This window comes from Halocola ammonii (genome assembly GCF_049334165.1).
Lineage (GTDB): Bacteria > Bacteroidota > Bacteroidia > Flavobacteriales_D > Sanyastnellaceae > JBEGHD01.
Genome location: NZ_JBEGHD010000014.1, coordinates 1 through 20,906, shown reverse-complemented (window position 1 = coordinate 20,906; position 20,906 = coordinate 1). Strand labels below are relative to the sequence as shown.

Genomic DNA, 20,906 nt, shown 5'->3' with positions numbered 1-20,906 from the left:
TTTAATCTTCAATCGCAGCAACGGTGTTGTTCTGACCATCTTTCCAAATGACATCAATCTTCCTGAGGTTGGAGATGTTCTCTAGAGGATTTGCAAGGAGCACTAGAAAACTGGCGGGGCTGCCGGGTTTTACTTCACCGATTGGCAGGTCGAAAGCCTTCGCTGCATTGCCTGTGGCAGCTCGAAGAATTTCTTCGTTCGACATGCCGGACATCTTATATAAATCGAGCTCCAAAAAGTAATCCTCTCCAAAATTCATTTGTCCTTCCTGAGAGTCTGTACCTGCAACAAGTAGAATTCCGTGCTCGTGGTACTGATTTATGATTTCGGCTCTTTCTTCTGCATCAAGTATATTTTCTGAAACCCAGTTTACCACGAAAGGAGGGAAGCCTTCCATTGGCTTGAGGGAGATGCCACCAGTTGTGACAATGAATGCTCCACTTTCCTGAAGTGTCTGGTAATAGCTCTCAGGCACAGGGTAGTCGCTTTTAAAATCAAGCATATGAGCAAATCCATCTGGTTTATATTTTGCGATTTCAACCATTTCTTCGATAGTCGTTGCGTGCACCAAAACCTTGTACCCTTTACTATGAGAGTAGTCGATGATTTCACCAACTTGTTCGTAGCTCAAGGTCGGTTGTGACGGCTCGTCCATCCAACCGCGAGTAGTATGGATAATTTTGATGTAGTCGACATTCTGAGCGATTCGATGATCCACCCAGTCTTCTATTGAAAGTGAATCGGTGATGGTTTCCATTCCTGGGCTGAACTGCGTGGGATGACCTCCAGGAACTGTGGCGGCATGACCAGATCCATAAATTTTGGAGAAGCCAGCAGAGTCCGCAGTCAACTTTTTCCATTCCTGCTCACGAGCCTCCAGGCCGGTGTGCATATTCAAAAGTGTTAGGATGCCATATTGAAAGCCTTCCTGAAGCTGCTCAACTTTGGATGCATGAACGTGGGCGTTTACCAATCCGGGAACGATGAATTTTCCGGTGCCGTCAATGGCGGAGTCTCCAACCAATTCTTCTGTTGAAATTGCCGCAATAGTGTCGGCATTGATGGCAATGTTAACGACACCTCGATCTTCATGACCATCAAAAAGTCTCACGTTTTTGATCACCAGTTCGTACTTTTCAGGACTGGAACAACTGACTAAAGCCAGGAATAAAACTGCCAGAGATAGATATGCTTTCATTGGTTAAAGATTGGAGCTGCGAGGAATCTGCAAACGAATTGCAGAACCTGAGCATGTATTTTTGGTTAAGGATTATAGTCGCTAAAAAAGTAAGAAGCCAGCGATCTTTTTTGGCCCTGGCTTTACAGGAGCATCCAGTAAAAAAGCAACAAATGCTTCACACCGTCCAAATATATCAAATTGGCATAATGGTTTGAGCACCAGGGGTGTGAATTTTGACTATCGCTGAGAAGACTGTGGAGATTCTACTTCAGCAGTTACCTAATCTCCACTTAGGGTGTAAGAGATGGAAAAAGCAATTTTGAGACAGTTTAGCTCAGCTTTCTTGCGTTTTTCTCGGCTTGTACAAAATGATGATTTGAACTAAAATGGCAACAATGATCAGAAAAATAATCTCGCCCTGAGTGAACAGATCGATAGTATTCATGGCCTTGTTGCTAATCGCCATCTGTTTTCTGCCTTCGTGGAGTTGAATTTTTGACAAATCACTGAGATGACTGGTGATCTCATCAATGCTCCTTCTCATTTTCTCTGCTTCGAAAGCTTCAGAAGCCGTGAACTGTTCTTCTAACTTTTTGAGGTTTTGGAGTTCTTCTTTAAGATCATTGAATGTTTCACGTTCTTCCTCTGTCAGCTTGGTTTGCTCGTATCGTTCTATGTGATTTTCAATTTGTCGATTGACCACTCCATTTTGCGTGGAAAAGAAAGCGGAGTCTTTGGTAGCCACGGCAATTTCCTTCTTTTGAACTGCCGTTGACATCTCAAAAATTAGATCATTGGCAACAATTCGATCTTCGTAAATCGTGGTCACCGAATTCCTCAGCTTGCTGAAATTGTCCTGATCGATCAGATTAGTGAGTAGAACAATCAGTAAGATCAATAAGATACTGGCAACCCATCGAATTTTATTTGCTATAGACATAAATCCCCCTTTAAATTTCTTTTTGAATAAGACCGCAAACAAGATAGGTCTTAATTGCTAAATGAGTAAAATCATGTGAGTAGAATAGGCATTTTATAAACATGATATTCTTGCGAATGTCGGGCTTGTTGCTGCCTATTCTCTATGTCTCCTGCTTAAAGTTGATTATCCATATAATTTTGTCTTGTCAGTGAATCTGAATGGTTCCATGGTGTAATCTCCTGGTTTTATTTTGGTGTAATACCCTATTTTTTTACGTGATGTCACTCTCCAAAGCAACTGTGGTTTTGCAATTCCTTTGTCGGAAACATATCACCATGAAAGTCAGAATACTATTTCTAGCAATTTTATCATTTAATCACCTCTTCGGTCAATCGGAGAGATTTCCACATATCACTAAAGATTTGGTGGGAGATCAAAACTATTACCACGATTACGGGTTTGATTTGACCATTAGTGGATATACCGGCATGGTTTATCAAGGTCATTTCATAAAGAAAAATGTGATCTATTCTTCTCTCACAGCCGGATTGGGGTTTTTCAATAACTTCAAATCTTCAGAAGTTGAAGGCGAAAAGATCAACTGGTGGACTCCCGCTGGCTCCCTGGAGTTTGGGTATCCGCTGAAGCTTTTTGTTCGCAAAAACAGTGATAAGTTCATTGCAGATCAATTCGTTACTTCCGGTGACAATGATACTTATTTCAGAACTACGCAGTTCTACCGAATTGATCAACCTGAGCATGTTTACCTCATTCCACTGGCAGGTGTTAACTACTGTCCTGCTCCTTACAAGATTCAGCCAATTCGTGCGAATAGTGATCTTGAGGAGGATGTGCTCTACAATCAGTCAGTGGTGACTGTAAATGTGGGCTTCAAACTGATGAGGATAATCAATAATGAAGTGTCGATTCGCGACAAAAAGTCGAATAAAGAACTCACCGGAAGGTCTTTTAAATATGCGGATCTCTATGTGGGGTTGAATTTTCCAGTGAAAGACAGCTATCAAACGACACCATCTTACAGCAATATTGTGAAAGCCGATGGGCCCACTTTTGAGGCCTACATCGGATTGCCCACCGGCTATTCCAATGCATCGGGAATGTTTAAAATTGGATACAAGAGTATCCCGTATGTAAGAAAGGGTATGTTGCGACCAATTGATGGAGACAACGAAATTAATACAAGTGGATTCGGTCAGTTTTACTGTAGTTTTAGATTCTATATCTGATTGAAAGAGAGAGGTGCATGCTGTTTCGCTTAGAATTATTTCGTAATATTTTGAGCAAATTTTAACCAATGAAGCATCTACTCTCAATTCTGCTGCTGCTTGTGATTTCTTTAGTAAGCGAGGCACATAACAATCAACCCATTAGTGTGAAAGCTCTTGAGGAGTTGGTCCGTACCCATCCTGATTCTGTGATTACCCAGATTGCGATTTTGGAACAGGAATTAGACTCAGAGGAGATGTTGCCCTACCAATTGGTGAAAGCCAAGGCCTACATTCTTTCGGGCAAGCTCAAGGATGCCGGTGAGGTGGTAGATCAGCTCATTGAAGCCGAGCCGGGAGACTCCATCCTGCTGCAGGCCAACTACCTCAAAGCTGCAGTTTTATTTTATACCAACAACCCCAACGAGGGAATGGAACTTTACAAAAAGGTATACCACGAAGCAATGGAAAGAGCGGATACTAATATGATCGCTAAAGTGGCGGCCAATTTGAGTGCATCTTACATCAAGAAAGATCAATACGACAGTGCCTTGATATACTTAAAGACTTCATACGAAATTGACAAAGCCAATAATGACAGCGCATATATTGCATCGGACCACGTGTATTTCGGAGTTTGCTACAATGCCCTGCAGTTGTATGATCAGGCTATCGCAGAGTTTTTGAAAGCTCTCGCCTTTAAGCCGGACCCAACTACCGAAGCGAATGCTTACTACAACCTGGCGGTGAGTTATTCTAAAACGGGTCAACCCGATTCAACCTTTTTTTATGGCAAAAAAGCCGAGAATCTTTACAGGGAGTTTAACAATACTTCTGGAATCATAAGACTTTCCACAGTTCTGGGTACGGCTCATTTCGCAAAACGGAATTTCAAAAAGGCCATAGAGTATCACTTGAAGTCGATGGAATTGGCAAAAGAACAAAACGATGAACGGTCGCTTTCCATTGCTCAAAATAACTTAGCTATGTGTTACACCTATTTGAATGACAGCGAGAAAGCGGTGTATTATGCAAGGAAGGCTTTTGAATCTAACATGAAATTAGGTTTGATTGACTTTGCCGCAAATGCAGCTGAGAATTTGGGAATCGGCTACGCTATGAACAGCCAGGGAGATTCGGCACAAAAATATATCGAGGTTTCAGACAGTCTGCGCCAAATGCTGATAAAATCCGAATACATCGAAAAACTAGGACAGTTTCAATCGCAATTGCAATTGGCTGAGAAGGAAGCAACGATAGCTAAAAATCAAATTAAAATGCAACAACAGGAGTTGGACCTGCAGAGCTACCGGAGTAATTTATATCTCAGTATTTTCTTGCTGGTAATTCTGCTTATTCTCGGCTTTGGACTCTTTGTCTATGTTAAAAATCGACAGAAGCAACAACTCCAAAAGATAGTGATCGAAGAAAAAGAATTGAGCTTGAAACGTGAGATTCAAGCTACGGAAAAGGAAAAGAGCAGGTTGAGTAAAGAACTTCATGACGGAATTGGACAGGAGCTGAGTGCCCTAAAAATGAATCTGGGCGTAATCATTAACTCTTTGAACGATCAGGAGCTTAAGGACCAGCTTGGTAATGTGAACGAGCAACTGGGTCATTCTGCCCGAGGAGTGAGAACCATCTCTCACCAAATGATGCCGAGGGCTCTGGAAGAAAATGGACTGACCGAAGCGATTGATGATCTTTTGCAAGTGAGTTTTCTCAAATCGAACATTGAATATGAATTCAATACTGGCCAATCGAATTTAAACTTGTCTGATGAGCTGCAAATTGCACTCTACAGAATCGTACAGGAGTCGCTAAATAATATTATCAAATACAGCAAGGCAAATAAAGTCTATGTGCAATTGTATCAAGTAGATGATGATATTATACTCAATATTGAAGATGATGGGATAGGCTTTGAGCAGAAGCAGAACGTGGGACATGGGCTTCAGAATATGAAAAGTCGCATTCAAGTTTTTGATGGTGCTCTCATGGTGGACTCTACGCCTGGTGAAGGTACTCGTATAACGGCCAGAGTAAAAGCCGAAACTAGCGAACTCAAAAAAACTGCATGATAAAAAAATCTATAACAGCTGAGCAATGAAAAAAATCCTACTAGCTGATGATCATCAAATCGTACTTGATGGGTTGCATTCAATCATTGATAAAATAGAGGGCTATCAAGTAGTGGCGCTTGCCACCAACGGCAGCGAGGCTGTGAAGAAGGCCGAAATTCTCAATCTGGACATCATTATCCTGGATCTGGATATGCCGGGGATGGATGGCATTAAAGCAACACAAAAAATAAGAGAGACCAATGAGAACGTTAAGATCATCATTCTCTCCATGCACAATGAAAAGTCCCTAACTAAAAAGGCTATCGACAGTGGAGCGAACGGTTATATTCTAAAAAGTGCTGATGTGGTAGAATTTGAGCACGCTCTAAATACTGTCCAGAAAGGCAAAAACTACTACAGCGCGGATGTGACGAATAGTTTACTCAATTCCGACTCGGATAAAGCACATTCAAAATATATGCTGACTGAGTCTGTTTCGCTTCAACTTGCGAGACTATCGAAGAGAGAAATGGAAGTTTTGAGATTGATTGTTAAAGGAATGGGCAACAAGGAAGTAGGTGAGAAGCTATTCATTTCTCATCGCACAGTCGACTCACATCGAACGAATTTGATGAAAAAACTGGAAGTACACAACCTGGCCAGTTTGGTGAAAGTCGCTCTTCAGGCGGGAATTATCTAACTGGTATATATCTCTAAAAAAATGGCTAATAAGTTGACCCCCGAAAAGACGTGGGGAATAAATGAATTAAAACTTCCTACAGAAATTAGGGAAACTTACTCCATGCCCATGAATTTCTCATTGTAAAGGTCTGCAACCTTGTTCCAGGTATCGAATGTTTCCTGGTATTGATCCATGCTGTGCTGTTAATTGACAGTTATTTTTTTAACTCCCACTTCCAGATCAAACCGTCATCAGAGTCGTTTATTTCGTCTACTATTTTGAAGCCGCATTTTCGCAGTACTTTAGTAGATGGATTGTCCTCACCGAGAGTGTGGGCAATGACGGATTTCACCCGACTGTCGCTAAAAGCTTTTTGAACCAGCCCATTGGTGAGTTCGGTAGCAAGTCCGCGATTGCGATAATCTGGAGCAATCTCATAACCTACTTCCACAGTTCCTTCTTCTGTAGGTTTTCCTTTGTAACCGCCACTTCCAATCAGCTTGTTTTCTTCTACGAGTATAGGGAAATGAGTCCACCAACCGATTTCGTCTTCGCTTTGTACAAGTTTGTCGTGAGCGTATTGTAAGGCTCCCACGCCAAATTGTGTCCAGTTTTCAGGCACATCCACATTTAGCTGCTCGGCTAGTTTATCATTCCCATCGATTGCAGATTGCAGAATCTCGGTATTGCAGGGGATAATCTTTAGGTTTTTTGTTTTTAGCATGGTTCTCTGAATAAACTCAAGATTTGTTACCTAAACTGTTTTGGCATTTGCTCTTTGGCCGCGTGTTTCACAACCTCTTTAATTCGTTTTATGCGGGTTTCTTTACGCTTGGCTACCACAACCCAGTGAAGCAGCATTTTTTTCTTCGATTTGCTGAGATTCATGAAAAAGCTCCTGGCGTCACCGTCCTGATCCAGTGCCCTTTTCAAGTCATCAGGGATGATCAATTGCTCAATTTCATCCATCATGCTCCAGCTCCCATTTTCCTTTGCTTCGGCAATGGTCTTTAGTCCTGCTTCAGCCATCAGCCCTTTAGAAGTGAGGGCTTCAACCTTGTCCTTATTGATTTTCGACCAACCGCTGTTGGGCTTACGCTTGCTGAAGTATTGCTTGTAGCGCTCGCTGTCAATTGGCCTTTTTGTGCTGTCGATCCAGCCAAAACAAAGAGCTTCATCCACGGCTTCACTCCAGGTGAGGTTGTGGTTATCTGATTTCACTTTGTAAAAAATGACCCAAACTGATTGGCAGCTAATGTGGTTGTTTTCTAACCAATTGCGCCATTCTTTTCTGTTTTGTGGAGAATAGGTTGAGGTTTCTGTGTGAGACATTTCACAAATCTATTTGAAAATACTGATAGGTGGAATTTTTTGACCAATTGCTATCTCAACTCTGCTGGTAATTGAATAGTAACGATTTCCACCTCACCAGTACCTGGAAGAACCCTCGCCCACAGCGCTGTGTAATCATCAAGTTTTACCATGTCCGAACCGTGATAAACAGGAAGACGATTGTGGTAAAGAAAATACCCACGGTTTCGTTGGGCAGATTTATTTGAGAAAAAGTCGGTTGAAATATCAGCTACTTCACTCATCGCATTCCCGTTTTGATCTACAATCACCAATTGATCTTGCGGCTGGCCTTCTTCAGGATTTTCCGGGAACACATTCCAGTTTATCAAAAAATAATCGCCCAGAGGAATAGACTTCACATTGGTTTCGAGTAAATCTGGAGTGTTGGTCAGGTTTCGGTCATTGAAATAAACATCCTTGGTGTGATAATTTGCATCGTAAATGCCGCCCACAGGCTTTGGGAAAATCTCCTTGCCATTGCGGTCACTGGCTTTTGCATAAGTGGCATACCATTGTTCGGCATCGACATGAAGGTTTCCAGCCATCAAGCCATCTACATAATTGGCACCGGCTTCACTTTTACAATCGATCATTCTATTGAATCTCCTGGCGTCCAGATTATCATAATAAGGGTCGTAGTAAGTGCTTTCGAACTTTTGATCGTAATTCAGATCATTCATAGATGTAGCCATTCCAATAAGCGGGAAACCGTCATTAACCGTCATTTTCAAAGCATGATCATTCCTGATTACCAGATCTTTAGTGAAACTATGGCTTGCACCCCACCAGTTACCGTATTTCAAGCTTTGTTCAATTGTTTGCGAACCTGTTGAACTATTGCCTGAACTACCTGCAGACATGCTATACCCAGAGCTACCTGAAGAGTTTGCCTGCGATTGAGCACTGTATTCAATACTGCCACTTGCATCCAGGGTAATCAGAGCATCAGCCTGGTGGATGCCATTTCCGCTACAAGCGCTATTCGGGTTATAAATAGTGTTTCCAAACCCAGACTCCCAGCGCTTTTGAACGGAGATTAAAGCTACAAATCGATCTCCAATTTGGGCCAGTTTATGACTGTCATACCCATCCCAAATAGCCATATCGCCAACGTTCTCAATCTTTGCTTTTTCGACTAATTGAGTTTTAAATAGCTGATTGCCATTCTTATCAAAGTGAATCAAAAACATCAATTGCCCGTCTGCCACATCTTCTATAAACAGACCAGCAAAGCCCTGTCGAGTAGCAATCAAATCCCTAAGCCGGCCATTTTCCATCATTTTGCTCAGGCTGGCAGGATTGGATAAATCACCTCCGGGAAAGAGTTCGATAAAAGTGTCCTTTCCTGAAACTGCTGCAACGTAAAGATCACCATCCCCATCTATGGCTGCAAAAGTCTCTGATTTTTCATCGAAAACCACTGGTTGACTTAGAGTGGCGGTCTGGGTGTCAATTTCTCTCTCCATTTTGAGCTTCTTGCCAGATGGCCCGTAGGAATCGAGAATTTCAACCTTTGATAGCACGTATTTCAAAATTGCTGGAGTCGTTTGTTTGAAATTATCCGAAGTGCGGGACATTACAGTCACCAGAAAAATTGAATCCTGGTTAATCTCACCAAAGGCCGTGACTGACATGTAATCGCGGGGCCTCACATACTCAATATATTTCCCATTGCGAGCAGCAAGTTCGGAGTGCAAATCAGCAGGTAACGGCTGTGTCTCGCATGCTCCGCAGTTTCTGGATAGTGTCCGCGGTAGATAATCTTCGTTGTATTCTTTTTTACTCATCACTCCAATCTCGCAAAGGGCATTGGTGGGCGAATCTCCCAGACCTGAGTGAAAAGTTATCATGGATGAATACCGAAAATTCAGATCGTAATTGGATTGACGTGGAATTTCAAATTTCACATACGGCAGGTATACCGTTTGCCACAGAAGCTTATCGGGTTGGTAAGCAATGTCCGGTAAATTCTCCTCATTGGATTCTGGTCCCTGCTCAAATTGATCCATCACTGAATTTTTGGTGCTATCTACTTTTCGGAGCAAGTCTTCCAGCGTCTGTGAGTGAGTAGTGAAACTGAAAACTAAAAGTCCTGCTAAAACGAAAAGTGTTCTGAAGGCAATGGCATTGTAGGTAATCATAGTGACGAATTATCAATTAAGAGTGATGGTCCGAAAAGTTACAAAAACGAAAAAAATTAGCCTGAATCAGTGAAACGGATCTTTTGAGCTTCAAAGAGTAGTCGAGTAGCTTTGGATAGCTCGGTGCTTCAACCCTTCAGTCATCCTTTAGTTAATGTTGTCCAACTAGTTATAGCCGACTTTCTATAGCAGCCTTGAAGTCCTCAAAATTCTGATAGTTTTCAGGTGAGTCGTCAATTTGATCATAAACGAAAGCACGACCAGACCTGGGGTAGATGACGATAGTTTCTCCGAATCGCAGATCAAAGAGCTTCATGTTCACCATCAAAGTGGAGTAACCATCTGGACTGGCGGAAAACACCCAGTCGAACTTGTTGTCTTTGGTAATAAAAAATCCCTGGGCGGTGAGGTAGGGGTAGTTGCGCGATTCCACGAGTGTGTTTTGTTCTGAGTCTTTGTCATCAGTCATCACGAGTAGAGTCAACCTGTCCAACGGCTCTTCGTCTTCAACCTTCTTAAACTCTCCAATTCTAACGCCTTTGAAAATGTGTTCACCGGTTTCGATTAAAACAGGCCTGCTGGAAACCGCATAGTCATAATCAGCCACTGGAAAAGGAGACTTGTTTAGCGGAAAGCTTTGAAATACTTCTGCGTACTCACGATAAGTTGCAATGTCCTGTTCGAAGAGTTGGGTGTCCCAGCTCGCGCTGTCCATGTTGCTTTTAGCCCGTTGACTCAATGAGTCGAGGTCCCACCAAGCTTTATTTCTAGTTTGTGGCGCTTCGGTTTCGCCATCCTGGCAAGAGTAGAAAGTCAGAGCCAGCAGAATGATCAAAGAAGTTTTGTACATGTATTTTATAGATGAGGTGGGATCTGTTCAAGTAAGTTTCACTTCCGTAATATACTCTCCATTTTCTTTCCCCTGGCGAGCTCATCTACCAGCTTGTCCATCTGGCGGATTTTCTGCATCAGGTCGTCCTCTATTTCTTCCACACGATGGCCGCAAATCACACCGGTAATTTTTGAAGCATTCGGATTCATTTGCGGAGCTTCGGCAAAGAAAGTCTCGAAGTCTGCTTTGTTGTCGATTTGCTCCTGTAGCGACTTTTCATCGTAGCCGGTCAGCCAGCAGATCACGGTGTCCACATCTTCTTTGGTGCGACCTTTTTTCTCAGCCTTGGTCACGTAGTGAGGATAAACGCTGGCAAAGGCCATTTTGAAGATCTTGTGGTTTTTCATGGGGACGATTAGATTTCTCCAAAAGTAAAAAATCAAAGAATCTGAAAAGAGAGCTTCTTCAAGGTTGGTAAATAATTACTCCCGGTAGAATCTTTTCATTACCCAAACATGAGGTAAGGTGATAGAAGATCCGGCAAGTAGAATGAGAAACAAGTAAGTGGTGTCCAGCAACTCAAACCTCTTGAGCGCGAAGAGAAAGAAAATTCCGAAAAGAGAGAGTAGAGTAAAAGGCAGGAGCATCATTAAGAACTTTTGGAGATTCTTCCAACTGAATGAAGAGTAGAACTCTTTGTACTCCTCAAGGATAACTGGAACAGCGTGCAGGAGCACAAAGAAAATTCCAAATCCGAGTAAAAAGTGATAGAGATATGAAATGCCCACTAGCATCAAAAGGATGAGCGTTTCAATGCCGATCGACCCTATTCCTATGGATTTTTTAGTTAGAGACATCGACAGCGAAAAGAGTAGGAGCAGGCCATTGATTAAGAGAAAGGTCTGTAGAGTGCTCTCATCAAAAATAAAAGCGACCTGATTGTAAGCTGAGAAATCCATGAAATAGGATTGGATTTCTTCTCTCCTAAAAAGGAAAAAGAAACTCAATACCAGATTCCCCCAGCTGAAATAGATAAGCGGGTTCCAAACATTGTTTCCTTTGAGATGATGCTTGAATTGTGCCTGTCCAAAATGGTAAGCTGAAATAAATAAAAAGAGCAGAAGGGCAACGGCTGGCAAGATGAGCCAAAGGCCAATGTTGAGGGTTATGAGTCCAAGATAAAAAAGATAAAACCGGCTGGAAGACCAGCCGGTTCTACGTTTCATTAGAATATTGTCGATTGCTCCATGAGGCACTCCCAGGATAAATATCAGAGTGATGGTCAACCTGTCGAGCAGTTCTGCAGGCAGAGTGTTTAGCCAGGGAAACAACACGAGGCTGAGAAAAAAGACACTGATAAAATAAAAGAGCGGCTTTCTCATGGTAGCTGGATTCAGGCAGTTGCTCCTGAGGTTGACTTATCGCCAACGGCTACGGAGTAGACCACGAGTCCAAATCCAATTTTATTGATGGCGTCTGCGATGTTGTAAAAAAGATCGACACTGCTTGGATCCCAACCAAGAGCAACATTGAGCCATCCACCGGGCATACACATGTAACCGATCGGGTAAATCGCCCATCCCACGAGCACGAACCATGCGAGGATACGAACACCGTTAATTACTTTTGGGTTATTGGTGTTTTTGGCCAACTTAGCTACTTCACCGAACCACGCTGTGTAGAGGATGTAGAGATAGCCTAGAGTTGAAAGAAATCCGTAAAGCACCGAGTGTGTCGTGTCGCCACCTTCGGGGTTGAAAGCTTCTCCGATGTAGCCCATTACGAGCATCCAAACAGAGGCGATAATCAACTTCCAGAGCAGGCCGATTTTTGCGCCCGCTGCTTTGGTTAGCAAATAAAACTCCACACACATCAGTGGAACGGTCAGCGTCCAGTCGATGTAGCGAAGGGCTGTGGGGTTTTCACCACTCGCGAGATAGTAATCGCGCATGTAGTAGTAATGCACTGCTGCAATTCCGGTGATGAGTCCAGAAATTAGTAGAGAAAGTTTCCATTTGTCGGCAACACGTCCTCTTTCGAAAAAGAAGAATACTGAAGCTGCAAGCATGGCCATGTAACCAGTAAAGAAGGTAAATCCTACGGGATCGTCCTTTGGAATTGTAAGAACTTCGGTGAGTATCATAGCTTTTGAATTTAATTGGTTTATGCTTGAGAAACTCCAGTTTCATAATAATGTTTAATGAAATGAAATAAAAGTTAAACAAAAAGATAGATGCTCAGAAATATTTGTTGCTCGGATTTTGACCAAAGGAAGTTTAAGGGTCTATATATCAATTTAATACGACCTCTTTTTGGAGATTGTCGTTCATCGACATTAGGCGCGGAATGAGGAGTGGAGAAAAAGAATACCGGAGCGATGCGTACATGGCAAAAGATGGCAAAGATCCAGTACCAGCGGTTTTGCTTTACTTTTAAAAATAGTCGGTCGAAAGTGGTTAGGTTTTTCACTTGAAAAGCTATGAGTCAACTAAATTAGTGCTTTCAGCTTATTGCAATTTCCAAACATTGCAAATCCTATCATTGATTGCTACCACTGATCCAAAGAAAACCGAACTTAGCGTTCAATAAATTTCTTGTAGTGCTCGTATCTGAGGAAGATGTCTCTCACGTAGTTGTAAGGCTCCGTTCCTCTCACAAAGCCATACCTGACCACGTCATCGAGGTAGTACTTTTTGTTCTTTAATTTTAGAATGTACTCCTCGACATTTTCGTCCCACACGTTGGGGTCTTTTCCATTTTTCTCCGCAAGGCGCTGAGCATCAAAAACGTGACCCGCTCCGCAGTTGAATGCAGCTAAGGTGAATTTTATCTTTTGAATGGAGTCTTCCACAGCTTCAAATCTGTCGAGCATTTTATCGAGATATCTGACACCACCGGCAATGTTTTGCTGCGGGTTGAATGGGTTGCTCACACCGACTTCCCTTGCCGTTGCTGGCATCAGCTGGATAAGACCGCCCGCACCAGCCCATGATTCGGCACGAGGATCAAACCGCGATTCCTGATAAACCTGCGAACAGAGGAAGCGCCAATCCCAGCCGATCTTTTCAGCATTCAATTTTATGATGCTGTCGTACTTGCTGATCTTGTTGCTGTTCTTGCTGTAAAAGTCGCTTTCGATCCGGCCTCTAAAAGATTTGGTGTTCTTGAAATACTTGTTGTAAATCACGTAATAGGCGTCCGACTTTTTCTCTTTCTGTATCCACTGATTGATGGCTTTTAGAAGATTGGGAGAGTTTTTTCTGACTGCCCAGGCAATGCGCTGGGAAAAAGAAATTCGGGTATCCACGTCAAGAATAGGGTAGTAGGTCTGGTTGATGGCCGCAATGTTGTAATCGGCAATCGTTCGTTCTATTTCTCCATCCACCACCATCCTGATGATTTCATCTGTGGGTATCCTACCTTCAATATGTTCAATGGGAATGTCAGCGCCAATCTCGTTTTGAAGGTTTTCGAGTCTTTCGGCATAAGAGGTGTTTTCCCGAACCCACACCGTGTCGTCTATCAGTTCAAGGGTGTTTGAGATAATCTGTTTATCAATTTTGTATTGAGGCAATTTGCGCCAGTTTTCGGGTTTGCGCTGTACAAGCGCCTGATGCGTTACGTAGTGGTGCTCGGTGAAATTCACCAGCTCTTTTCTGGGCTCGGTGATGGTTAGGCCATAAGCTACAAGATCACCGTCACCATTATTCAGCATGTCGAATAGTTGGTCGATGTCTTCGGCAACTGTGATTTTCAACTCAAGATCCAGCTCCTCAGCCAGACGAGACAATAGTTCGTACTCAAATCCCTTGGGGGTACCGCGATATAGAAAATAGCTTGTGGAGCTATAGATCGTAATGGCATGAAGCACGCCATCTTCTTTGATGGCATCTAAATCTTTGGAGGGCAGGTTTTTGATTGGGTCAGTGTTCTCGCCAGTTTCGGAGCTTTCGTTTGTTTCAGAACAACCAATAAAAACTAAGAGAAGAGCGAGGTAGAGTGTTTTGAGTAAAGGCTTCATGATCTGTAAAGTATTAACAAATCAACTCCAAAACAAGGGAATGGTTCAAGTTGGTGATACTGTGACCTGTGAGAAATAGGGTGAGTTAACAAATTCTTGAGTGAAATCACTGCTTGCTCTTTTAGGTTTTAGCCGGCATTTTCATAGGCCAGTTTAATCTAAATCTGCATTCATTAAGCTCAGGAGTTCCAGGTTTAGTTTTTGGGTGTTCTCGATCAATTCATTTTGAACTGAAAGAATCATTTTAATTCCAAAAAGATCAGACATCAATTTCTGATCTGTTGCAATATTCAATTCTGTCAAGGCAGGCATTTTGGAGGAAACTCCCATACGGGTAGCTACAAATTCTTTGGTGAAAAACTTGGGGAAATGCTCATCAACAACTCTTCTGTTTATTACTACAATACGATTCTGTACTCCATCCAAATAGGGATAGCTGTAATATTCCGACAAGGCATTTCGAAGCTCATTATTTGCGATGAGGTCAATGCTTTCCGCAGACAACATGTTATTAAATGCAATTCGAACGGGGGCGAACACTTCGTAGTAGGTGAAATCGTCTGCGTTCTTACTGAAAATTCGATATCGCTCCTCATTTGATAGCGTGTCGATAAAAATCTGCAGCATTTCATCAACGATTTTTATCTTGTTAAGATTAAAGTCCAGGACCTTTTTAAGATTTGCAGAATCCTGCTGTAGATTATTTCGAATCTCTTTTAAATATGCCTGCTCTTTCTTTTGAGTTTGCCGCTCAATATTCCAGTTGTTAATCTGTAGTGCAATCAAAATTCCGATAACCACGAGAACTATTTCACCAATTGCATAGGTGAGATATTTACCGAACTTATTACCAGTCAGCAGTTTTCGTCTAATTTTTCTGAAGAATTTCATCTTTGATTAGCGTTTCTGATAATTAAGCACAACGCACCAATATGACCTGTGCCTGTACACTGTATTGATATCCACTAAAGTATCGCTTTTGCGTGTCTGTTTCAAATATTTCAATTGAATGGCCAATCCCCAAACCCCTTCAGAGTAAGAGGGTTAAAGCGAATTACAGATCCTCAAGCCTTGGAACTTCCAACTCTTCTACATCCCAGCCGGCCAATTTTGCTCCAGCCTGATAGGCGGATTCTAAAAACTCTAACAAGTCTTTTCTCGGGTTGTTGGAATTGTATAAGTCTGAATACTTCAAAATCGCCATCGGGCTGCCACCGGCATCGTTCCAAAATGCAGAAGAAGGTTTCAAGGGTTCATCACCCATTCCATCTGGGGCGGGGTAGGTATAGGAGTAAAATGCAGGTTCCTGCATGTTTTCATCACCGGCCCAGAATCCGAAGCTGATGCACTCGTGGGAGTAGGCGTCTTTGTCGGAGAGTCTTGCATCTGCCGGTCGGGGAGGCGCCTTTTCTCCGTTGAATCTGGTTACAGCCAAATCAAGAGAATGCCAGTAGAGGTGTACCGGGCAGGTTTTTCCATAAAATCTTCCACTGAATTCTTTGAAAACGCCACTCACCCAAAGCATAGCTCGCCAAAAGGTTTTAGTGTAGTCGGGGTCGTAGTGCTGAATGTCGGTGATCTCCTCGAATCTCTGGTCGATTCCCTGATCGAAAGGTTTGTCGTAAAGCGAAACCGAGATTCCCAGTTGTTCAAAACCATCCATCAGGTGATCGTAAAACTGTGCCACTGACATTCCATTCTTCAGTTCAAAAGTTCTCTTTTCACCTTGGCTGGTGTAGGTTTCCAGCAGGTTTTGTTGAACATTCAACGTGATGGTAACTGTATCAAAGCCATCGTTGTACGGCATCGGTCCGGTTGTGATTCCCAGCGTGTCGATGTACTCGGTGATATACCACCAGTGATTTTTTCGGGGCATGAGTTCCAACCGGATTTTGCCGATGATCTGCAAAAACAGGTGGAGTGTCATTTTCTTTTGTTCGTTGCCGCTATAAACGAGGGAAGGAAGTTGAGGGTGGTGCTTCATGACTTTTTTTATTGGTTAAGAGCACCCTAAGTTATGATTTGTCTGACAAATTTTAACGAGAGTTAAAAGTTCAGTCTACCTGCTCAGTAATTAATCTCGGAATTAGTCGACCAGCTCACCGATTCGGTTGATCCTTACCCATTCACCCTGGCGTTCATTTGATACTTCGGAATTAACTGATCTCACTTTTTCATTTGAATTTGGGAAATCCGTGCGCACTTCTGCGACACCATTTTTGAAATCCGTGGCATTGGCATACTTCAGTGGAATTACTTCATTTCCTTCCTTATCGATGAAGCCGAAGTAATAAGTACCGTCAATTTTTTTGGAAACCCGAGCCAGGCCTTCAGTAAACCAAAATGCATGGTTGTAAATGAATGGAACAATAACTTTTCCGGTGGTGTCGATGAATCCACGTTTATAGTCTGATTCCAAAAATAAGCGGGCGCTTATCAACCCTTCTGTAAACTCACCAAAGCTCTGATACTTGCACTTGATAACTTCCTCACCATTCGAATTGACAAACCCTTCAAGGTTATTTTTGTTGCGCACTTTGGCTAAACCATAGTCGTTGAATGGCCAGATGATTTTGTATTTGCAGGGAACAACAATCTCACCCTTATAGTCCATCAAACCGCGCAGTTGATTTCGAGTGATTACCACAAAACCGTCTTGCTCGGCTGGAGTTAGCGCATACTTTTTAGTAGAAAGCTGTATCTCCAGGTTCTTATTTCTCAGCTCTGAGAGTTCACCTTTTTTTGTGACGAAAATGGAGCCATTGAAGTTTGAAAGAATCTCGTCATACTCTGTGTCGAGCACTTTGTTGCCAAGGCTGTCGATGAGTCCAAAACCTCCTTCACCATCATTTGAGGAACCAATTCGATAATACGGATAGGACTTTGTTCTTAGGTGAGAGAAGCCAAACGAGGCACCAATTCGGGCATAGAGGTGATTGTGAGGAATCATAACCTTCAGGGATTTTTTCACGCTGAGAATCTTCACTTTTCCGGTAATTTCGCCAAACTGCTTTACCCTGATTCCCGCCTTGTTGCGGAAGATGTAGACGTTGGGTGGGGGAGGTCCCAAAACCATATCCCAGTGCATTGCACGCGGCTGTTGCTGCTCAAGTTGGTTTACGCGGTTGTGATAGGCCGTGAGGTAATCGATTTCAATCATCTGAATTCCGTCATAAAAGTTGTAGTAGGTAATCACCGGATCCCAATTCTCTATTTCAGCGTCAGAGAAAGATTGCCCGAAAGACAGTAGTGACAATAAGGATATTACGGCCAGGACGAAAGATCTTTTCATCCGATTTTTGAAAACTCCAGTTTTCCCGGACTGGTTTTGATTCAAATAGCTTGTGGTCTGAGACATTGAATGTGGTATTGTTTCTCTACTGTAAACCTCAAAGTACAATAGGTTCAATGTTTATGATCATTTCTTTGAAAACGACTTTGGACCACGCTGTCCAGATAAATCTTCGACTCAATACACTCAAACTCCAATGCATTTGGCAGGTCACCAAAAAGTGATTTTCCATCGCCCAGCAGAATAGGAATAGTGGTGATGATCATCTCATCGATTAGGTCTTCTTTCAGAAAGCTCTGGATGGTTTTTCCACCGTCAATGTAGAGGTGGTAGAATCCTTTTTCATGAATGAATTCTAAGACCTCTTTCAAACTGCCATTCACGATTTCAGCATTTCCCTGAGCTTTTTCCGGAACCTCTTTCAAGCTCGAGCTCAAAACAAAAACCGGCTTTTCATAAGGCCAATCCATGTCGAAGTCGCAAACTGTTTCGAAAGTCGTTCGGCCCATCACAATAGCACCAATGCTTGCCATGAAATCGCCATATCCCATATCGTCATTCTCCGGGTTTGGAATGGAGTGCAGCCAATCGATTCTCCCATTTCGGTCGGCAATGTAGCCATCGAGGCTCGTAGCGATGAAGACTTTGTTTGAAATGGTCAATTGTTTGCGAGATTCGTGAATTGCTTTTGATAAAAATGTAACTAGTTGGCGTCCTCTTTGCGAATCATCTTTTGCATAAAAACATTACTCGGGATTGTCACTTTTCGACCCTCCTTCGTTTTGATAGTGATAAAGAAAATGCCAATATCGCTCAACTTTCCCTCTACCGGGAAGTCTTTGTCCATGATTGTCAAATAATCTCCAATCTTAACAGGATGATTGAAAAAGATAATCAGCGTAGAAGTAATATTTGATATGAGCGACCACTGAGCAAAAAATGCAACTCCCAGGATTGTGAGCACAGTTGAGAGAAACAGTACGAGCTTTGACTGATCGATACCCCAGATGGCCATGAGAAATACCGTGAGAATAATCAGCAACAAGGCATCCACAATTTTATTTGTGATACTCACTCGTCCTCTCTGATAATTAAAACGAACGCCTACCTTTTTAACTATCCTTTTCGAAATGACTTTAGTAATAACGAAGAGGAAGATGACTATGGCAGTTTCGAATATTTTGATTTTATACGGTTCCATGCAGACTGCTTCTTATTACTGTTTTGCTTGTGAGAGGCTTGAACTTTATTGGTTTCAAAATTCCCACAATCTGAACTTTACAAAAACTTCATTCATTAAGAAAGTATAAAACCAATCTTTTGTTATCGTTGATCATTTCTACTTCCATTTCAACGAGTTGTATTAAGTTGAAATAACGATCGTCACCTACCCGAATAATGTTATCTCCAGGAAATGAGAAATCATTAGTTCCTCCAGAACAGATACTACCAATGTCGCAAGGTAGGATCAAATCTATATTTTCTGCTTCTATAACCTGCTTCAAATCCTCAGCAAGAGAATTAGATTGAGGAATCATCTCTGACTCGTCTTCTTTTGCACATCCGGTGAAAAATACCGCTAAAGCTAAAACGTAAATGACTTTTTTCATGATTGTTGTTTTCTTTATTCCGTAATCTTTTCCTGATTGGCCTTTACCAGGTCTTTTATCGAACCATTGTTAATGAGAACATCAGCCAACGGGTTAGCTATGCGTAGTGCGGGATTTTGGAGTGATTACCTGTCAGCCTACTGCAAAGTTTCTTAGGAGCAAAAATGCTCGATTTTAGCTGCTCAGCTCGCATTACTTTTAAACATTGCTGGTATTAGTTTTCTATTTGTCAATAGCATACAGTTTGTTCATTTGCGAGTTTATTACACTTTCAGGAGTCATCTTCATCATTAGTTTCATAAATGGTTGTCCAAAGGTACTATGTGCCATTTTTCCAAATTGCCAGGATGTATTAACCACATAATCTACTTTTTTCCTCCTTTTTTGCTGAAACTCTTCAAAGGCACCCTGTACGTTAAGTGGCGATTTGGACAAATATTTACTGATGTAAAAAGCATCCTCAATACCCTGACAAGCTCCTTGTCCCATGTTGGGAGTAGTGGCATGCGCGGCATCACCTATAAGACACACCTTAGACTGGAACCAATTGGGAAGTCTCTTTAAGTCCTGAAGTATTGCCTGGTGAATATTCGTTGGTTCAGTATTGGCGATAAGTTCATTTATAATGGGGGAGAAACTCTGAAAAAGTTTTGCGATATATATTTTTCGATCTATTCCATCTATTTCTTTCAGATGTTCAACATTTGCGACCGCAAACCAATAGACTTCTTCTTTCGCGATTTGAGAAAAACCAAATCTGATTTGTTTGCCCCATGCTTCTCGTCCAAGGCTTTTTAAAGAATTGGGCAAGTTCATTTTAGATACACCTCTCCAGCAAACTTGACCTGAATTGCGTAATGGTGAATTAGGGAAAAGGGCTTTTCTAACTGATGAATCAATACCGTCAGCTCCCAATAATACATCGACTGAGTCTTCTCCATCTTCAAATTTCAGATTTATTGAATTCGAACTAAAGCTGTGGTGTATGTATTTTTTATTGAGATGAACTTCATTTGTTTTCAGCACTTCGTTATAAAGAATTTTTTGCAGCCTGGCTCGATGAATAGCAATTGTCTTGTTTCCATCCTCATCCTGTACAACCTCACTTTTGATTTTTTTAATAGGAATTAGCTGATTATTGGTAATTTCCATCTTATTAATCTCAATTCCCTGTTTCTGTATCTCCGCTTTTAAACCAAGCCAGTCTAAAACCTTAATTGCATTCGGTTGAAGCCAAATACCAGCCCCAATTTCATTGAGCTCAACAGCTTGCTCGTAAACAACTGGTGTGATTCCTGATTTTCGCAGTGCCAACGCTGTTGTAAGTCCTGTAATCCCTCCACCGATAATTCCTGTTTTCATACGTTCTAGAATTAATGCCAATGGTTTGGCTAAAGCTAGTGCGGTTTTCCGCAAGTTCCAAAAGAATCGAGATCGTCATCTTCCACCGAGTCTGTGTTTGCCGAAGACGAAATGGCCGCATTAGCTTTAGCATCCATGTAAAAGCAGCGTCCTTGGCTAACTTTAAGTTCAAAAAAGCTAAAGATATGAAAGTCAAGGACACTGCAGATAAGGAGCTGTTTG

Annotated in this window: 21 protein-coding genes; 3 read left to right on the top strand and 18 right to left on the bottom strand. The window is 42.1% G+C overall.

What is annotated here, in order from left to right; all coding sequences use genetic code 11:
- Position 1 precedes the first annotated feature (1 nt).
- Together ABHV44_RS13585 and ABHV44_RS13580 are read right to left on the bottom strand one after the other, a co-directional pair.
- Positions 2-1,198, bottom strand: a complete 1,197-nt coding sequence (locus ABHV44_RS13585) for an amidohydrolase family protein (RefSeq protein ID WP_459075250.1) — start codon at positions 1,196-1,198, stop codon at positions 2-4.
- A gap of 316 nt (positions 1,199-1,514) precedes the next feature.
- Positions 1,515-2,120 (bottom strand): MCP four helix bundle domain-containing protein, encoded by a 606-nt coding sequence (locus ABHV44_RS13580; RefSeq protein ID WP_459075249.1) that lies wholly within the window; start codon positions 2,118-2,120, stop codon positions 1,515-1,517.
- Positions 2,121-2,437: 317 nt separating this feature from the next.
- On the opposite strand from ABHV44_RS13580, the gene ABHV44_RS13575 reads away from it, so the two are divergent.
- From ABHV44_RS13575 to ABHV44_RS13565, 3 genes are all read left to right on the top strand, one after another.
- A complete protein-coding gene (locus tag ABHV44_RS13575) occupies positions 2,438-3,349 on the top strand; it encodes a hypothetical protein (RefSeq protein ID WP_459075248.1) in 912 nt (303 codons plus the stop codon).
- Positions 3,350-3,417: 68 nt separating this feature from the next.
- Positions 3,418-5,409, top strand: coding sequence for a tetratricopeptide repeat-containing sensor histidine kinase (locus ABHV44_RS13570; RefSeq protein ID WP_459075247.1), 1,992 nt, complete (start codon positions 3,418-3,420; stop codon positions 5,407-5,409).
- A 25-nt stretch (positions 5,410-5,434) separates the two neighbouring features.
- The gene (locus ABHV44_RS13565; RefSeq protein WP_459075246.1) at positions 5,435-6,091 is read left to right on the top strand and encodes a response regulator; all 657 of its coding nucleotides are present in this window, start codon (positions 5,435-5,437) and stop codon (positions 6,089-6,091) included.
- A gap of 196 nt (positions 6,092-6,287) precedes the next feature.
- Here ABHV44_RS13565 and ABHV44_RS13560 read toward each other — a convergent pair whose 3' ends face one another.
- The 16 genes from ABHV44_RS13560 to ABHV44_RS13485 form a co-directional block, all read right to left on the bottom strand.
- Entirely contained in the window at positions 6,288-6,797 is a 510-nt protein-coding gene (locus ABHV44_RS13560) for a GNAT family N-acetyltransferase (protein ID WP_459075245.1), read from the bottom strand.
- Between the two features lie 26 nt (positions 6,798-6,823).
- Positions 6,824-7,405, bottom strand: coding sequence for a YdeI/OmpD-associated family protein (locus ABHV44_RS13555; protein ID WP_459075244.1), 582 nt, complete (start codon positions 7,403-7,405; stop codon positions 6,824-6,826).
- 50 nt (positions 7,406-7,455) lie between these two features.
- The gene (locus ABHV44_RS13550; protein ID WP_459075243.1) at positions 7,456-9,567 is read right to left on the bottom strand and encodes a hypothetical protein; all 2,112 of its coding nucleotides are present in this window, start codon (positions 9,565-9,567) and stop codon (positions 7,456-7,458) included.
- Positions 9,568-9,736: 169 nt separating this feature from the next.
- A complete protein-coding gene (locus ABHV44_RS13545; RefSeq protein ID WP_459075242.1) occupies positions 9,737-10,417 on the bottom strand; it encodes a hypothetical protein in 681 nt (226 codons plus the stop codon).
- Between the two features lie 38 nt (positions 10,418-10,455).
- A complete protein-coding gene (locus ABHV44_RS13540; RefSeq protein WP_459075241.1) occupies positions 10,456-10,806 on the bottom strand; it encodes a DUF2200 domain-containing protein in 351 nt (116 codons plus the stop codon).
- Between the two features lie 75 nt (positions 10,807-10,881).
- Positions 10,882-11,781 carry a Brp/Blh family beta-carotene 15,15'-dioxygenase gene (locus ABHV44_RS13535; protein ID WP_459075240.1) on the bottom strand — a complete coding sequence of 300 codons (900 nt, stop codon included), beginning with the start codon at positions 11,779-11,781 and terminating at the stop codon, positions 10,882-10,884.
- Between the two features lie 11 nt (positions 11,782-11,792).
- The gene (locus ABHV44_RS13530) at positions 11,793-12,542 is read right to left on the bottom strand and encodes a bacteriorhodopsin-like (RefSeq protein ID WP_459075239.1); all 750 of its coding nucleotides are present in this window, start codon (positions 12,540-12,542) and stop codon (positions 11,793-11,795) included.
- 432 nt (positions 12,543-12,974) lie between these two features.
- Complete coding sequence (locus ABHV44_RS13525) at positions 12,975-14,420, bottom strand: MltF family protein (RefSeq protein WP_459075238.1); 1,446 nt, start codon at positions 14,418-14,420, stop codon at positions 12,975-12,977.
- Between the two features lie 153 nt (positions 14,421-14,573).
- Positions 14,574-15,311 (bottom strand): DUF6090 family protein, encoded by a 738-nt coding sequence (locus tag ABHV44_RS13520; protein ID WP_459075237.1) that lies wholly within the window; start codon positions 15,309-15,311, stop codon positions 14,574-14,576.
- A gap of 163 nt (positions 15,312-15,474) precedes the next feature.
- Positions 15,475-16,404, bottom strand: coding sequence for a DUF5996 family protein (locus ABHV44_RS13515; protein WP_459075236.1), 930 nt, complete (start codon positions 16,402-16,404; stop codon positions 15,475-15,477).
- Positions 16,405-16,506: 102 nt separating this feature from the next.
- On the bottom strand, positions 16,507-17,712 hold the full coding sequence (locus tag ABHV44_RS13510) for a WG repeat-containing protein (RefSeq protein WP_459075235.1): 1,206 nt from the start codon (positions 17,710-17,712) through the stop codon (positions 16,507-16,509).
- Between the two features lie 113 nt (positions 17,713-17,825).
- On the bottom strand, positions 17,826-18,374 hold the full coding sequence (locus ABHV44_RS13505) for a dihydrofolate reductase family protein (RefSeq protein ID WP_459075234.1): 549 nt from the start codon (positions 18,372-18,374) through the stop codon (positions 17,826-17,828).
- A gap of 41 nt (positions 18,375-18,415) precedes the next feature.
- On the bottom strand, positions 18,416-18,913 hold the full coding sequence (locus ABHV44_RS13500) for a mechanosensitive ion channel domain-containing protein (protein WP_459075233.1): 498 nt from the start codon (positions 18,911-18,913) through the stop codon (positions 18,416-18,418).
- 88 nt (positions 18,914-19,001) lie between these two features.
- Entirely contained in the window at positions 19,002-19,322 is a 321-nt protein-coding gene (locus ABHV44_RS13495; RefSeq protein ID WP_459075232.1) for a hypothetical protein, read from the bottom strand.
- Between the two features lie 222 nt (positions 19,323-19,544).
- Positions 19,545-20,684 (bottom strand): FAD-dependent monooxygenase, encoded by a 1,140-nt coding sequence (locus ABHV44_RS13490; RefSeq protein WP_459075231.1) that lies wholly within the window; start codon positions 20,682-20,684, stop codon positions 19,545-19,547.
- Positions 20,685-20,719: 35 nt separating this feature from the next.
- On the bottom strand, positions 20,720-20,906 hold a 187-nt coding region (locus ABHV44_RS13485), incomplete at its 5' end, for a hypothetical protein (RefSeq protein ID WP_459075230.1).

Excerpts from the sequence above, each read along its gene's own strand:
- ABHV44_RS13525 (WP_459075238.1), bottom strand. The coding sequence starts at position 14,420 with ATGAAGCCTTTACTCAAAACACTCTACCTCGCTCTTCTCTTAGTTTTT.
- ABHV44_RS13585 (WP_459075250.1), bottom strand. The coding sequence starts at position 1,198 with ATGAAAGCATATCTATCTCTGGCAGTTTTATTCCTGGCTTTAGTCAGT.
- ABHV44_RS13560 (WP_459075245.1), bottom strand. The coding sequence starts at position 6,797 with ATGCTAAAAACAAAAAACCTAAAGATTATCCCCTGCAATACCGAGATT.
- ABHV44_RS13545 (WP_459075242.1), bottom strand. The coding sequence starts at position 10,417 with ATGTACAAAACTTCTTTGATCATTCTGCTGGCTCTGACTTTCTACTCT.
- ABHV44_RS13540 (WP_459075241.1), bottom strand. The coding sequence starts at position 10,806 with ATGAAAAACCACAAGATCTTCAAAATGGCCTTTGCCAGCGTTTATCCT.
- ABHV44_RS13575 (WP_459075248.1), top strand. The coding sequence starts at position 2,438 with ATGAAAGTCAGAATACTATTTCTAGCAATTTTATCATTTAATCACCTC.
- ABHV44_RS13515 (WP_459075236.1), bottom strand. The coding sequence starts at position 16,404 with ATGAAGCACCACCCTCAACTTCCTTCCCTCGTTTATAGCGGCAACGAA.
- ABHV44_RS13500 (WP_459075233.1), bottom strand. The coding sequence starts at position 18,913 with ATGGAACCGTATAAAATCAAAATATTCGAAACTGCCATAGTCATCTTC.
- ABHV44_RS13535 (WP_459075240.1), bottom strand. The coding sequence starts at position 11,781 with ATGAGAAAGCCGCTCTTTTATTTTATCAGTGTCTTTTTTCTCAGCCTC.
- ABHV44_RS13510 (WP_459075235.1), bottom strand. The coding sequence starts at position 17,712 with ATGAAAAGATCTTTCGTCCTGGCCGTAATATCCTTATTGTCACTACTG.
- ABHV44_RS13570 (WP_459075247.1), top strand. The coding sequence starts at position 3,418 with ATGAAGCATCTACTCTCAATTCTGCTGCTGCTTGTGATTTCTTTAGTA.
- ABHV44_RS13495 (WP_459075232.1), bottom strand. The coding sequence starts at position 19,322 with ATGAAAAAAGTCATTTACGTTTTAGCTTTAGCGGTATTTTTCACCGGA.
- ABHV44_RS13530 (WP_459075239.1), bottom strand. The coding sequence starts at position 12,542 with ATGATACTCACCGAAGTTCTTACAATTCCAAAGGACGATCCCGTAGGA.
- ABHV44_RS13550 (WP_459075243.1), bottom strand. The coding sequence starts at position 9,567 with ATGATTACCTACAATGCCATTGCCTTCAGAACACTTTTCGTTTTAGCA.
- ABHV44_RS13580 (WP_459075249.1), bottom strand. The coding sequence starts at position 2,120 with ATGTCTATAGCAAATAAAATTCGATGGGTTGCCAGTATCTTATTGATC.
- ABHV44_RS13565 (WP_459075246.1), top strand. The coding sequence starts at position 5,435 with ATGAAAAAAATCCTACTAGCTGATGATCATCAAATCGTACTTGATGGG.
- ABHV44_RS13520 (WP_459075237.1), bottom strand. The coding sequence starts at position 15,311 with ATGAAATTCTTCAGAAAAATTAGACGAAAACTGCTGACTGGTAATAAG.
- ABHV44_RS13555 (WP_459075244.1), bottom strand. The coding sequence starts at position 7,405 with ATGTCTCACACAGAAACCTCAACCTATTCTCCACAAAACAGAAAAGAA.
- ABHV44_RS13490 (WP_459075231.1), bottom strand. The coding sequence starts at position 20,684 with ATGAAAACAGGAATTATCGGTGGAGGGATTACAGGACTTACAACAGCG.